The sequence below is a fragment of the Rathayibacter sp. AC451 genome (assembly GCF_979253095.1).
The window spans coordinates 3,488,322-3,502,007 of the sequence record NZ_CEEDBD010000001.1 but is presented as its reverse complement, the minus strand read 5'-3'; the positions used below and the strand labels follow the sequence as shown (position 1 = coordinate 3,502,007).

The window sequence follows — 13,686 nt, the reverse complement described above, 5'->3', positions numbered from 1 at the left end:
TCAGACCACGCGCGGGCGAGCGGTGTGCACCAGCTCGTCGTGCGGCAGGCCGACCAGCCGTGCCGCGACCTCGGCGCACGCGGCATCGTCGACGGCGGCCGACTCGTACTCCTCCGGCCACAGCGGCGTGAGGGTGACGAGCTCGACGTCTCCGGTCGCGAGCTCCATGCGCTCGGGGAGCCGCGGGCTCCGGAGCCCGAGCAGCACGCCGACCGAGCCGTCCTCGCCGACCCAGGCCGGCGGGGCCGAGGCGTGCGCCAGGCGCGCGACGTCGACGCCGGTGCGGCAGCACACGCCCTGCAGGGCCGCGCGGCGAGCGGCCTCGTAGAGCAGGCGGAACTGCCAGTGGTTCCAGAGCTCCGCGGCGGGGACGCCGAGCAGGGCGGAACTCTCGAGGCACAGCTCCAGGCCCAGCCCCGTGCCGGGCCGGCTGAGGCGGTCGAAGGGGTCACTCAGACCGTCGGTGGCCAGCACGATCGAGTCGCCGCGCTCGACGCGCAGGAAGGCGCGGTGATCGGTGGGCCAGCGGGCTCCACCGCGCGTGCCCGGATCCTCCGTCGAGACGACGACCGTGCGGTCGAGCTCGCCGATGCCGCGCCAGACGTCGGCGCGGTCCTCGGCGACCGCCTCCGCGAGCGCCCGCCGCTCGTCCGGGGTCCACCGGATCTCGCGGGTGCGGTTCTGGAACAACGACATGGGACTCCCCGTCCGCGCGGGAGGTCCCCGCGCTCCCGGCACGCTACGGCGCCAGCCGGGGGTCACCTCCGAGCCACCGGGGGAGAACCTGGACGCGAGGTGCTCGTGGGTGAGAGGTCGACCCTCCTGCGGGCCTCGAAGCGACCCCGGTCGCGGATCAGCCGAGCGGATTCACGCCGTTCGTGCGCCAGCGCTCGTCCGCCAGCTGGCCAGGGGTCCCCTCGCCCTCGTGGGTGCCGAGCGGCTCGGCCTCGCGGGAGGCCTCGGCCGGGACGGATCCCAGCGAGGTGCCGCTCCCCTCGGCGGTGCTGCCCGGGGGCAGCAGGCCCTCCTCGTCCTCGGAGTCGGACACCTCGTCCTCGGGAGCGTTCTCGGTGCCGCTCTCGCCCATCGAGTCGTAGGGGTGGTCGGGGTCGCGGCTCTCGTCGGGAGTCGTGCTCTCCTCGATCTCGGCGTCGGCGGGTCGGACGTCGTCGGGGCGATCGGCGTCGGTGACGGGACCCGACGGGTCGGCACCGCTCTGGCCCTCGCCGGTCCAGCCGGAGAACTCGGGGCTCGTGTCTGCGCTCATGCGCGCCACGGTAGCACCGGGGCTGCGGGCGTCCGAGCCCTTGCGGAGCGACGGTTCGACCGGGGGATCAGCGCCTAGGCTCGACGCAGTGCGGCGCCGGCCGCGGACGACGGGAGCACGATGCGACGACTGGGATACGAACGGTTCGGCGGACCGGACGTGCTCTCGTGGCGGGACGCACCCGTGCCGATGCCGGGTCGGGGCGAGGTGCTCGTGCGCACCCGCGCGGCGAGCATCAACGCCACCGACGAGAAGATCCTGTCGGGCGCGGCCCGCGTCATGGCCGTCGGCCGATCCAGGCCGCTCGGCTTCGGACTCGACGTCGCGGGCACCGTCGAGGCCGTCGGGCCGGGAGTGCGGACCGTCGCGGTCGGCGACCGCGTGGTCGGCATGACCCGCGACGGCGACGCGTTCGCCGACGCGTGCCTGGTGCGCAACCGCGCGCTCGTGCCCCTGCCCGACTCCCTCGACTTCGTGCAGGGCGTCACTCTCGCGATGTCCGGAGGGACGGCCGTCGGCGTCGTCGACGCTCTGCGCGTCCGCGCGGGCGAGAAAGTCCTGGTGGGCGGCGGCTCCGGTGCCATCGGGCAGCTGACCGTGCAGCTCCTGGTCCGTGCGGGCTGCGAGGTCGCCGCGACCGGGTCCGCCGCCTCGGCGGAGGTGCTGCGGAGCCTCGGCGCCGAGCCGCACGACTACCGCGCGCTCGATCTCGGCGTGCTCGCGGGCCGCTTCGACGCGGTGCTCGACGTCTCCGGGCACCTCCCGGTCGACGACGCCGCGATCCTGCTCGCGGAGGGCGGGCGCTTCGTCACCCTCGTGCCCAGCGGCCCGGCCCTCGGCGCCCAGGCGGTCGCAGTGCTGCGGCGCGACCGCCCGCCGGTGCGGAACCTGATCGTGGTGGCCACGGCCGAGCGGATCGGGCGCGCCATCGCGCTCGCCGCCTCCGGCGACCTGGACGCCGACCCCGGCGCCGTCCATCCGCTCGAGGAGATCGTCGACGTGCTGTCCGGGCGCTCGGCCGGAACCGATCGCACGATCGGCAAGATCGTCTTCACCGCCGGCGACGCGGCTCCGCTGGACTGACCGGCTCCTGCACGCCGGGGTGCGGAACGAGCCCGGAACAGTACCGGGACTCGGGCCGTCCGACAAGCACCCCGAGCTCGCGGGCGGGCCCCGTCAGGATGGTCGCATGCCCGCATCCTCCCGTTCCTTCCCTTATCCGCTCGGCGTCTCCCTCCGCGGTGACGCCGGCGCGAACGTCGCCCTCTACACCGAGACCGCGGACAGCGTCGAGGTCTGCCTGTTCGACGAGACGGGCGCCGAGACCCGTGTCACCCTGACCGACCGCACCGGCCACGTCTTCCACGGCATCGTGCCGGGAATGCGCGTCGGCACGCGCTACGGCTTCCGCGTCGACGGCCCCTGGGACCCCGCGAACGGTCTGCGCCACAACGTGAACAAGCTCCTGCTCGACCCGCACGCCACCGCCATCGAGGGCTCCTACCGCTGGAGCGAGGACGTCTTCGGCCAGTACTACGAGGACGCCGAGCGCCGCAACGACTCCGACTCCGCCCCCTCCGTGCCGCGCTGCGTCGTCACCGACCCGGCCTCCTTCGACTGGGGCACCGACGAGGCCCCCCGCATCCCGCTCGAGGACACCGTCGTGTACGAGGTCCACGTGAAGGGCTTCACGAAGCTGCACCCGGACGTGCCGGAGGACATCCGCGGCACCTACCGGGGCCTCGCGCACCCCGCGTCGATCAAGCACTTCACCGACCTGGGCGTCACCTCGGTCGAGCTGCTGCCCGTGCACCAGTTCGTGCAGGACTCGCACCTCGAGGAGAAGGGCCTGCGCAACTACTGGGGCTACAACTCCCTCGGCTTCTTCGCCCCGCACAACGAGTACTCGCACGCGGGCGACGACGGGGCGCAGGTCGACGAGTTCAAGGCCATGGTCAAGGCGTTCCACGAGGCCGGCCTCGAGGTGATCCTCGACGTGGTCTACAACCACACCGCCGAGGGCAACGACAAGGGCCCGACGCTGTCGTTCAAGGGCATCGACAACGGGTCCTACTACCGCCTGGTGGAGGAGGACCGCGCCAACTACTTCGACACCACGGGCACCGGCAACAGCCTCAACGTCAGCCACCCCGCCGCGCTCGGGCTCATCATGGACTCGCTGCGGTACTGGGTGACCGAGATGCACATCGACGGCTTCCGCTTCGACCTCGCGACCACGCTGACCCGTCAGACGGGCGAGGCCGAGGTGCACAGCGCGTTCCTCGACCTGATCGCGCAGGACCCGGTGCTCGCCCCCGTCAAGATGATCGCCGAGCCCTGGGACACCGCGGGCTACCAGGTGGGCGGCTTCCCCGCCGACTGGTCCGAGTGGAACGGGAAGTTCCGCGACGACGTGCGCGACTTCTGGCACGGCGCCGACTCGGTGCTCGGCACGACCGCGCAGCGCATCCTCGGCTCGCCGGACGTGTACGAGGCGGACAAGCGCTCGCCGCTCTCGAGCGTGAACTTCGTCACCGCGCACGACGGCTTCACCCTCGCCGACCTCACCGCCTACTCGCGCAAGCACAACGCGGCCAACGGCGAGGACAACAACGACGGAGAGAGCGACAACCGCTCCTCCAACAACGGCGCGGAGGGCCCGACCGAGAACGAGGCGGTCAACGAGCGCCGCGACCGCATGCGCCGCAACTTCCTGGCGACCCTGCTGCTCTCGGCCGGCGTGCCGATGATCCTGGGCGGCGACGAGATCGCCCGCACCCAGGGCGGCAACAACAACGCGTACTGCCAGGACGACGAGATCTCGTGGTTCGACTGGGAGGGCGCCGACCGCGAGCTGCTCGCCTTCACCCGCGAGCTCATCGCGCTGCGCGCGGCCGAGCCGGCGCTCAAGCCCAAGTGGTTCCGCCGCGCTCCGGGCGACGGCGGCACCGACACGGTCGACATCCTCCGCTCGGACGCGCAGGGGTTCGCCGACGAGGACTGGGACAACCCGGACGCCCGCTCGATCACGTTCGTGTTCGAGCACGAGGGCAGCGCGTCGTTCGCCCTGCTGCTGAACGCGGCCGAGAACGGTGTGGAGTTCACGGTGCCGAAGGCGCCGGGAGGCGAGTGGGAGCTCGCCTGCTCGAGCGACCCCGACCAGGTCGTGTCCGGAGAGGTCACGACGCTGATCGTCCGCGACGCCTCGTTCACCCTGCTGCGCTCGGCCTGATGAGCAGCGCCGGCCGGGCCTCGCGACGCCTCCGCTTCGGCGGGCGCATCGCGGGGCTCGGCACGGCCTCGGGCACCCGGCTCGTGCTGGGACTCTGGGAGCGGACGCCGTTCGGCGCGTTCTCGGACGCGATGATCGAGCGGGCCGACGGGCACCGGATGCTCCTCGCTCCGACGCGCGAGGTCGCGGACTTCATCGCCTCGACGTACGAGTTCGACGAGGTCGTCGTCGCGCCGGTCGCGACGCGGCGCATCACCGGTGGTCTGACGGTGACCGCCGGCGGCCTCGACGTGGCGCTGCGACTGGGCGGGGTCACTCCGCTGGGCCGGCTGCTGCGGATCGTGCCGCGGCCGATCGCCGAGAGCCCCGCGTGGCTGACCGCGGTCTCCCCCGTCGCCTCCCTGCTCGTGCGCGGCGTCAGCACCGCCGGCAGCGCGGGCGGCGGGCGGCGCGAGTACTACGGCGTCCGCACGATCCGGAGCGTGCTCGGGGTCACCGCGTCGCTGGACGGAGAGGACCTGGGGGGCCTCCGGCCGCTCTCGCCTCCCGTCCGCTTCGGCTTCTCGTCGGCGCCCGCCGCTCCGGCGATCGTCGACGTCACCACCACCATCGCGCTGCCGCGCGGTGGAGCACCCGCGCTCGTGCGCGACGACCGAGAAGGAAGTGCCTCGTGAAGAAGGGCGACAAGATCAGCTGGAACACCTCGCAGGGCGAGACCCACGGCGAGCTGGTGGAGAAGAAGACGAAGGAGTTCCACTTCGAGGGCCAGAAGTTCAACGCCTCGGACGACGAGCCCTACTGGATCGTGCAGAGCGACAAGACCGACGCGAAAGCCGCGCACAAGGAGTCGTCGCTGACGAAGAAGTGACGGGCGAGGCGCCGGGTCCGGCGCCTCGCCCGTCACCGTGCGCGCCGTGCACCGGTCGTCGAGGTCGGCTGCGACGAGCCACTCCGGCAGGTCGCCGCGGAACGCCTCCCGCGTGGCCGGGTCGTTGACGGCGGTCCAGTCGACGGTGTCCTGCACCTCGGGCTCGAACTTGTCCCACTCGAACCAGTTGATCATCTTGAGCTGCGGGAACCGCTCGGCCGTCTCGGCCGAGAGCACCTGCTGCCACCACGCCTGCTTGATCGCGAGCTCTCCGGCGGCGTCGCCGCGCGGGACGACGAGCGCGGCCGTCTCGGGGATCGCGACGGGCTTGCCGTGCTCGACCCCGTAGGTCGTGTAGAAGTCGGGCGCCGCGGTCTCGTCGCCGGCGGCCCCGTCGTACGTGCCGGTGAGCTGGGCGGCGAACTTGCCCTCCTCCGGCAGCTCGTTCTCGCCCCACGGGTACGCGGAGCCCCAGTGGTACAGCGACATGCCGACCCAGTCGACCGCGTCGTCGCCGGGGTAGTACGGCGCGTAGGGGTCGTCCTCGGAGGTCAGGACGCCGTCGGCCGTCGTGTCGAGCAGCGCGAAGCCGCTCGTCCCCGGCTGCGCGGCCGACGCCCCGCCCTCGAACGGATAGCCCTCGGCGCTGTTGGGCGCCCACATCAGGGAGGAGCCGGGTGCCCCCGCGTGGACCGCGGCGGCCACCCTGCGGAACGTCTCGACGTACTCGGCGGGCTGCTGGCCCCACGCGTACCAGGAGCCGTTCATCTCGTGCGCGAAGCGGAGCACGACAGGCACGCCCGCGTCGTTGAGATCGGCGAGGAGCGCGGCGACCTCGTCGGCGACCTCCTCGGTGACCGCGGCCAGCCCCTCCGCCGGCTCGAGGGTGAGCAGGAGCGTGCCGCCGACGGCGCGCAGCTGCTCGGCCGCCTCGCGCACCTCGGCGCGGTCGTCGCCGGCGAAGGGCACGTCGGCGAAGGCGACCGCGACCGCGGGCGGACGGCCGAGCGCCGTGCTGTAGTCGCTGAGGGTGCGGGCGTCCCAGTCGAGATTCACGCCGAGAAGGGCGCCCTGCTCGGGCACGATCGACGAGGCCGGCCGGACGACGCAGGCGGCGGCCGCCTCGGGATCGCTGGAGCAGCCGGCCAGGAGGGCGACCGCGGCGGCGGCGGCGAGCGGGCGGAGTCGTCTTCGCACCGTCCCACGGTAGACCGGAGTGTGACAGCGCTTGCCCGACTCCGAGCCGGGCACCCCCCTCCCCGTTAGGGTGTCAGCCGCCCCGGCGGACGAGCTCGTGCACCCAGGCGAGCTTCTCGGCGATCACCGGAGTGATGACGAACGGGTACAGATCGTCCTTGCCCATCGAGCGGTTGACGCTGTTGAGAGCGAGGGAGAGCCCGTGCCAGCGGCGCAGGATCTCGGGCATCTCGAGCCCGGCGACCCGCTCGGCTCCGGACGCGCTCACGCTGTCCGCGAGCGACTCCGGCACGCGGCCCCGCGGTCCGTCGACGGCCAGGCCGACCGCCGCCGTCGTCTCGAGGGCGTCGGCGATGTGCAGGTAGTGGGCGAAGGTCTCGGCGAAGTCCTCCCACGGGTGCGTGGTCGCGTACTGCGAGATGTGATCGCGGGCCCAGTCCGCTCCGGTCGCCCCGCCGTAGTGCGCGTCGAGGGCGGCGCCGTAGTCGGTGCGCTCGTCACCGAACAGCGCGCGGAACGCGGGGAGCAGCTCGGTGCCCTCGACGAGCTCCTGCCAGTAGTAGTGCCCGATCTCGTGGCGGAAGTGGCCGAGGACCGTCCGGTACGGCTCGCCCAGACGGGCCTTGAGCGCCTCGCGGTGCGCGTCGTTCCCCTCCGACAGGTCGACGGTGACGACTCCGTCGGCGTGCCCGGTCGTGACCGAGCCGAGCTGCGCCGACGACAGCAGCCAGAAGGAGAGCCCCGAGCCGTTCTCGCGGCGGCGCACGGGCAGGTCGAGGTGGTGCAGCTGGCGGACCAGGCGCCGCTTCGCGAACTCGGCGACCGTCAGCTGGCTCAGCACGGCGGCGTCGTAGACGACCGGGCGCTCGCCGGTCAGGGCGCAGGAGGCGCAGGCGCCACCCGTCCGCTCCTCCTGGAGCCAGGTGCAGCCGATCGTGCCGCGGTACCGGCAGAGCAGGCGGCCCGCGGCCTCGACGAGCTCGTCGGTCTCGAGCGCATAGGCGAGCGCGGTGCCGCAGCGCAGGCACTCGGCGTCCTCGAACTCGACGCGGGCCTCGCAGTGGGGGCAGCCGAACACGCGCATGACTGACGGACCTTCCGGGTGGGCGGCGGCGGACGCCGCCCCTCGACCCTAGTGAGCGCGCGGGGCACCCGCTCGCGGTTGCCAGCCCGGGGTGGCGGATCTCGGGACGCCCGCGGAGATCCCGCTGGTCGAGTATGCCCGCAGGGGCGGATCGAGGCCCGTGGACCACGACCGGGGACGGCCAGCCCGCTGACGGCGGCGGATCTCCGAGACGCCCGCGGCGATCCCGCTGGTCGAGTAGCCCCGCAGGGGCGGTATCGAGACCCGCGAACCACGACGGGACGACCGGTGGACCGCTGGCGGTGGGGGATCTCGATACGCCCGCTACGCGGGCTACTCGATCAGCAGTGATGGAGACGCCCGCTACGCGGGCTGCTCGATCAGCAGCGCGCCGCTACGCGATGCGGATGAGCTTCTTGTTGACGAACTCCTCGAGGGCGCTGCGGCCCATCTCGCGGCCGGTGCCCGAGCGCTTCACTCCGCCGAAGGGCAGCTCGGCGGCGTCGCCGAGGACCAGGTTGATCCAGACCATGCCGGCGTCGATCCGGTCGGCGAGACGCAGGGCCTGCTCCTGATCGGTCGTGTAGAGGTAGGAGCCGAGGCCGTACGGGGTGTCGTTCGCCAGCGCGATCGCCTCGTCCTCGTCGTGGACGCGGTAGAGCGCGGCGACCGGGCCGAAGAACTCCTCGCGGTAGGCGTTCATCTCGGGAGTGACGTCCTCGAGCACCGCGGGCGGGAAGAAGTTGCCGGTCACCTCGCCGCTCGCGCGCACGGTCGCGCCCTGCTCGCGGGCCGTCGCGAGCTGCTGCTCGAGGCGCTCGGTCGCGGCGGAGGAGGAGAGCGGGCCGAGCAGGGTCCCCTCGGCGAACGGATCGGCGGGCTGCGCCCTGGTGAAGGCCTCGGTGAACTTCGCGGCGAACTCCTCGTAGAGGTCGTCGATCACGATGAAGCGCTTGGCGGCGTTGCAGGACTGCCCGTTGTTGTCCAGGCGGGCGGCGACCGCGTCGTCGACCGCCTTGTCGAGGTCGTCGGTCGACAGCAGCACGAACGGGTCGGAGCCGCCCAGCTCGAGCACGACCTTCTTGAGGTTGCGGCCCGCGATCTCGGCGACGGCGGCTCCCGCACGCTCGGAGCCCGTGACCGACACGCCCTGCACCCGCGGGTCGGCGATGACGTCGGCGGCCTGGTCGTTGCTCGCGTACAGGTTCACGTAGACGCCGGCGGGCGCTCCGAGCTCCCGCGCGGCGGTCGCGAAGATGTCCGCGATGGCTGCGGCCGACTCCGGGCACTGCGGCGCGTGCTTGAGCAGGATCGTGTTGCCGGCGACGATGTTCGGGCCGGCGAAACGGGCGACCTGGTAGTAGGGGAAGTTCCACGGCATGATGCCCAGCAGCACGCCCAGGCCCGCGCGGCGGACGAAGGCCGAACCGGTGCCGTCGGAGAGCTCGATGGGCTCGTCCGCGAGGAACGCCTCGCCGTTGTCGGCGTAGTAGCGGTAGATGTCGGCCGCGAAGCCGACCTCGCCCTGCGCCTGGTCGAGCGGCTTGCCCATCTCGCGCACGATGATCTCGGCCAGCGCGTCGGCGCGCTCGACGTGCAGGTCGGCCACCCGGGCGATCAGGGCGGCGCGGGTCGCGACCGGCACGGTGCGCGACCACGTGGAGTACGCGTCGTGCGCGGCTCCGATCGCCTCGATCAGCTCGGCGTCGGTGATCGACGGGTACTCGCTCAGGGTCGTCCCGGAAGCCGGGTCGATGACGGCGTAGTGGGTGCTCATGCGGGGAGTGCTCCTTCGCGGTGGGGGGCGGCGGTGACGGCGTGCTCGTCCAGGATCTCCTGCGCCAGGCGGCGCCCGACGCGGATCGCGCCGTCGACGTGCTGGTAGCCCTCGGCGGCCAGATCGCTCGACCCGAAGCGGAGGGGCCCGACCGGCTCGAGCTGGAGCGCTCCGTAGCGGGTGAGCCCGCCGAGGTCGAAGCTGGCGGCGTAGGCGCCCTGCGTCCACTCCTCGGCGGCCCAGTCGCTCTCGTAGTAGACGACCGGATCCAGTGCGGCGGGTCCGTAGTAGGCGGCGAGGGAGTCGAGGATCGCGGCCTTGCGCTCGGCCTCGGGGAGCGCCAGGAGCCGGTCGGCCTTCTCGTCCGAGACGAAGCCCACGAGCGTGCCGCGCTCCTCCCCCGCGTTGGAGTTGTCGTACGCCTCGTGCACGAGGGCGTGCGGGCTGAAGGCGGTTCCCGAGAGTCCGTCCGCGCGCCAGAACGGGGTCTCGTAGGTGGCGTGCACCTTGATGACGAGGCCGAGCGACTGGTGCTGCAGGGCCTGCTGGCGCAGGCGCGGGAGGGGCGGATCGAAGTCGATGCGGCCGACGAGGTTCGGCGGCACGGCGACGATCGCGTGCCGGGCGACGACGACGGTGTCGTCGGTGCGCACCTCGACGCCGTCGCCGCTCCACCGGATCGAGCGGACCGGGCGGCCGAGCAGGACGTGCTCGGCGCCCAGCCGCTCGGCGAGCCGCACCGGCACCTGCTGGAGACCGCCGAGCACGCGCTTGTCGAGGATGAAGTCGGCGTCGACGAGGTGGCTGAAGGACCCCGCGCTCGCGGCCATGAGCAGCGCCTGGAGCAGCGAGAACGAGTGGGCGGGCTTGGTGAGCATGGCGTCGGCGACGAAGAGCGCGATGTTCGCGCGCGCCTCCGCATCGTCGGTCTGCTGCTCGAGCCAGGCGCTGAAGCTGATGCGGTCGTAGTCGGCGGCGAGCGGATGCGCCCACGGCGCGGCCGGGTCGGTCTCGGCCACGAGGCGGTCGAGCACGTCGATCAGCCGGGCGATCTCGGCCTCGGTAATCGCCGCTCCGGGGAAGATGTCGCCCGTGAAGCGGCGCGCGCGGCCGTCGGAGCCGATGTAGACGCTCTCGCCGTCGCGGTAGCGGGAGTAGGTGCCCAGACCCAGCTCGTCGAGCGTCTCGAGGAGCGCGGTCTGGTCGGGCGAGACCCACTGGCCGCCGAGCTCGAGCATCTGGCCCTCGATCTCGCGGGTCTCGAGACGGCCGCCGACGCGGTCGCGCGCCTCGAGGACGACCACGGTGCGCCCCGCCTCGTGGAGCCGCAGGGCCGCGGTGAGCCCGGTGGCGCCTGCTCCGATCACGACGACGTCGCGCTCGATTCGGGACATGACAACTCGTTCCGTCGGTGATCCCGAGCATTCGCGAGGGATTGCGGATCATTTTGCCACAGGGACGGAGGAAAAGGGTGGTGAGGCGGAGGGATCTCAGAAGCAGGGCTCCACGACGCGATCCGGAGATTCCCGCTCGGATCTCTGCACTCAGCCTTCGTTCTGCCGGCCGAGCCGTTCGCAATCGAGGTCAGGAGCCGCGCGGACGACTCGAACGGACTCCGCGGGCCGTTCCGACCTCGGTTGCAGACAGGACGACGGCACTCCCCCTGCCTAATTACATAGGCGTGCTATGTTTATCTCCGTGCCCACCCCCTCCGCCCCCGTGCGCCTCGCCTCCGCCGCCACCGCCCTCGCGCGGTACGCCGGCCGCTCGAGCGGAGCGACGGGGCTCGGCGCGCAGTCCGGAGCGGTCTGGTCGACGCTCGCCGAACTGCGCACCTCGGCCCCGCTCCGCCTCGGCGAGCTCGCCGAGCGCGTGCGGGTGACGCAGCCCACGATGACCGGGCTGATCGCCCGGCTCGACGAGGCCGGCTGGATCCGCCGCGTGCACGACGAGAGCGACGGCCGCGCCTGGCTCATCGAGGCCACCGACGCGGGCCTCATCGCCCTCGGCGAGCACCGCCTCCGCCTCGACTCCGCCCTGGCGCCCCTGTTCGACGACCTCGACGACGACGACCGGCGCGTGCTCGAGCGCGCGGCCGCCCTCGTCGAGGAGCGCGTGCGGCGCATCTCCTGACCCCCCTCCCGAAAGGACCCTCCGTGTCCACTCCCGCCCACTCCCCCGCCGGCGGCTCGATCCTCCGGCAGCCGCTCGCCGTCTGGGCCGTGGCCTTCGCGGCCGTCATCGCCTTCATGGGCATCGGCCTGGTCGATCCGATCCTCCCGGCGATCGCCGAGAGCCTCGAGGCCACCCCGACCGAGACGTCGCTGCTGTTCACCAGCTACCTCGTCATCACCGGCGTCGTGATGTTCTTCACCAGCTGGCTCTCGAGCCGCATCGGCGCCAAGAAGACGCTGATGATCGGGCTCGTGCTCATCGTCGTGTTCGCCGCGCTGGCAGGCACGGCCGGCAGCGTCGAGGGCGTCATCGGCTTCCGCGCGGGCTGGGGCTTCGGCAACGCGCTCTTCATCTCGACCGCGCTCTCGACCATCGTCGGAGCGGCGAGCGGAGGCAGCTCCGCCGCGATCGTGCTCTACGAGGCCGCGCTGGGCGTCGGCATCGCGATCGGCCCCCTGCTGGGCGGCCTGCTCGGCAGCGTCTCGTGGCGCGGGCCGTTCTTCGGCACCGCGGTGCTGATGGCCGTCGGCTTCATCGCGATCGCGACGCTCCTGCGCGAGGACGGACCCCGGCCGACCCCGACTCCGCTCTCGGCACCGTTCACGGCCCTCGCGGTCCCCGCGATCCGGACGCTCGCGGGTGCCGCGCTCTTCTACAACATCGGCTTCTTCGTGCTGCTCGCCTACACGCCCTACCCGCTGGGGCTGGACGAGATGGGCCTGGGCTTCACGTTCTTCGGCTGGGGCCTGGGAGTCGCGATCACCTCGGTCTTCGCCGCTCCGCTGCTCACCGCGCGCCTGCCGCGCACCGTGGTGCTGCGCTCGGTGCTGGTGCTCCTGGCAATCGACCTCGTCGCCGGCGGACTCGCGATCTCGTCGCGCGTGGGCCTGATCGTCTGCATCATCGTCGGCGGGCTGCTGCTGGGCGTCGTCAACACCGTGCTCACCGAGTGCGTGATGGAGGCGACCGACCTGCCCCGCTCGGTCGCCTCCTCCGCCTACTCGGGCGTGCGGTTCCTGGGCGGAGCGATCGCCCCGCCCGCCGCCTCGGCCCTCGCCGCCGCGATCTCGCCCGCGTTCCCGATGTACGCCGCCGCCGGCGCCGTGCTCGTGGCCGCACTGATCGTGCTCCTCGGCCGCCGGACCCTCGCCCGGGCGGACGCCCACGGCGCGGAGCCGGAGCTCGTCGAGGCCCAGGCGATCGCCCTCGGCGAGTAGCCGATCGAACGTCAGCCAGGAGCGGTCCTCAGCCACCATCGTGCGCGAGGACCGCTCCTGGCTGACGTTCTGCAGACCTCAGGCGCCCGTGAGCTGCGGGTAGACGGCCTCGAGGGGTGCCGTCAGCCCGGACTTGACCTGGCGGCTCGTCTCGTCGGCGAGGACCTCGAAGGCGCCCGACTCGAGTCCGTCGTAGGTCTGGCCGACGACGTCGACGGGGCTCGCCTTCGGACCCTCGGCGCCCGCCGCCATCGGGGTGTCGACGTAGCCGACGTGCAGCCCCAGCACGTGCACGCCCTGCGGAGCCAGCTCCAGGCGGAGCGAGTTCGTCGCCGACCACAGGGCCGCCTTCGAGGCGCTGTAGCCGCCGGCCACCGCGAACCAGCTGAGGGCCGAGTGGACGTCGATGATCGCCGCGCCCGAGGCCTCGGACAGCCGCGGCGCGAACGCCTTCGCCAGCAGCACGGGAGCGAAGAAGTTCGTCTCCATCACGTCGCGCAGCTCCTGGGTCGAGAGCGCGAGCAGGCTGTAGCTCGCCCCCGAGACGCCCGCGTTGTTGACCAGCACCGTGACGTCCGTGGCCGCCTCGACGGCCGCGGCCACCGACTCCGCGTCGTTCACGTCGAGCACGAGCGGCACGATGCGCTCGTCGCCCCACTCCTTCGGGCGGCGGGCGGCGGCGTAGACCTTGGCCGCGCCGCGCGCGAGGGCCTGAGCGACGAACTCGGATCCGAGCCCTCCGTTCGCTCCGGTGACGAGGACGACGGCTCCGTGGAGTGATGGCATGGTGGAAGCTCCCGATTCTGCGGGTCGCGGTGATCACGACCTCTGCAGGTGGCAACATCGGAGCAGTGGGTTGGAATTCCCAA

12 protein-coding genes and 1 pseudogene are annotated in these 13,686 nt (G+C 72.5%); 6 read left to right on the top strand and 7 right to left on the bottom strand.

Annotation, left to right across the window (positions count from 1 at the left end; all coding sequences use genetic code 11):
* Window positions 1–696, bottom strand: coding sequence for a hypothetical protein (locus tag AC0CID_RS16735; RefSeq protein WP_465227714.1), 696 nt, complete (start codon window positions 694–696; stop codon window positions 1–3).
* A gap of 157 nt (window positions 697–853) precedes the next feature.
* A complete protein-coding gene (locus tag AC0CID_RS16730; protein ID WP_465227713.1) occupies window positions 854–1,267 on the bottom strand; it encodes a hypothetical protein in 414 nt (137 codons plus the stop codon).
* 120 nt (window positions 1,268–1,387) lie between these two features.
* Between AC0CID_RS16730 and AC0CID_RS16725 the strand changes: the two genes are divergently transcribed.
* From AC0CID_RS16725 to AC0CID_RS16710, 4 genes are all read left to right on the top strand, one after another.
* Entirely contained in the window at window positions 1,388–2,350 is a 963-nt protein-coding gene (locus tag AC0CID_RS16725; RefSeq protein ID WP_465227712.1) for a quinone oxidoreductase family protein, read from the top strand.
* Window positions 2,351–2,456: 106 nt separating this feature from the next.
* Entirely contained in the window at window positions 2,457–4,499 is a 2,043-nt protein-coding gene (gene glgX / locus AC0CID_RS16720) for a glycogen debranching protein GlgX (protein WP_465227711.1), read from the top strand.
* Window positions 4,499–5,173: a hypothetical protein gene (locus tag AC0CID_RS16715; RefSeq protein ID WP_465227710.1), complete on the top strand. Its 675-nt coding sequence runs from the start codon at window positions 4,499–4,501 to the stop codon at window positions 5,171–5,173. Before glgX ends, AC0CID_RS16715 begins: the two co-directional genes overlap by 1 nt.
* The gene (locus AC0CID_RS16710; protein WP_055786225.1) at window positions 5,170–5,367 is read left to right on the top strand and encodes a hypervirulence associated TUDOR domain-containing protein; all 198 of its coding nucleotides are present in this window, start codon (window positions 5,170–5,172) and stop codon (window positions 5,365–5,367) included. Before AC0CID_RS16715 ends, AC0CID_RS16710 begins: the two co-directional genes overlap by 4 nt.
* A gap of 717 nt (window positions 5,368–6,084) precedes the next feature.
* Here the strand turns inward: AC0CID_RS16710 and AC0CID_RS16705 are convergent.
* From AC0CID_RS16705 to AC0CID_RS16690, 4 genes and pseudogenes are all read right to left on the bottom strand, one after another.
* Window positions 6,085–6,306: pseudogene (locus AC0CID_RS16705) on the bottom strand (glycosyl hydrolase); the annotation flags it as partial.
* A 331-nt stretch (window positions 6,307–6,637) separates the two neighbouring features.
* Window positions 6,638–7,648: a zinc-binding metallopeptidase family protein gene (locus tag AC0CID_RS16700; protein ID WP_465227709.1), complete on the bottom strand. Its 1,011-nt coding sequence runs from the start codon at window positions 7,646–7,648 to the stop codon at window positions 6,638–6,640.
* A gap of 394 nt (window positions 7,649–8,042) precedes the next feature.
* Entirely contained in the window at window positions 8,043–9,425 is a 1,383-nt protein-coding gene (locus AC0CID_RS16695) for an NAD-dependent succinate-semialdehyde dehydrogenase (RefSeq protein WP_465227708.1), read from the bottom strand.
* Complete coding sequence (locus AC0CID_RS16690) at window positions 9,422–10,819, bottom strand: flavin monoamine oxidase family protein (RefSeq protein ID WP_465227707.1); 1,398 nt, start codon at window positions 10,817–10,819, stop codon at window positions 9,422–9,424. Before AC0CID_RS16690 ends, AC0CID_RS16695 begins: the two co-directional genes overlap by 4 nt.
* A gap of 304 nt (window positions 10,820–11,123) precedes the next feature.
* Here AC0CID_RS16690 and AC0CID_RS16685 point away from each other — a divergent pair, with 304 nt between their 5' ends.
* Window positions 11,124–11,558 (top strand): MarR family winged helix-turn-helix transcriptional regulator, encoded by a 435-nt coding sequence (locus AC0CID_RS16685; RefSeq protein ID WP_465227706.1) that lies wholly within the window; start codon window positions 11,124–11,126, stop codon window positions 11,556–11,558.
* 23 nt (window positions 11,559–11,581) lie between these two features.
* Window positions 11,582–12,817, top strand: a complete 1,236-nt coding sequence (locus AC0CID_RS16680; RefSeq protein WP_465227705.1) for an MFS transporter — start codon at window positions 11,582–11,584, stop codon at window positions 12,815–12,817.
* A 78-nt stretch (window positions 12,818–12,895) separates the two neighbouring features.
* On the opposite strand, the gene AC0CID_RS16675 is transcribed toward AC0CID_RS16680, so the two are convergent.
* Window positions 12,896–13,603, bottom strand: coding sequence for an SDR family oxidoreductase (locus tag AC0CID_RS16675; protein WP_465227704.1), 708 nt, complete (start codon window positions 13,601–13,603; stop codon window positions 12,896–12,898).
* Window positions 13,604–13,686: the final 83 nt, after the last annotated feature.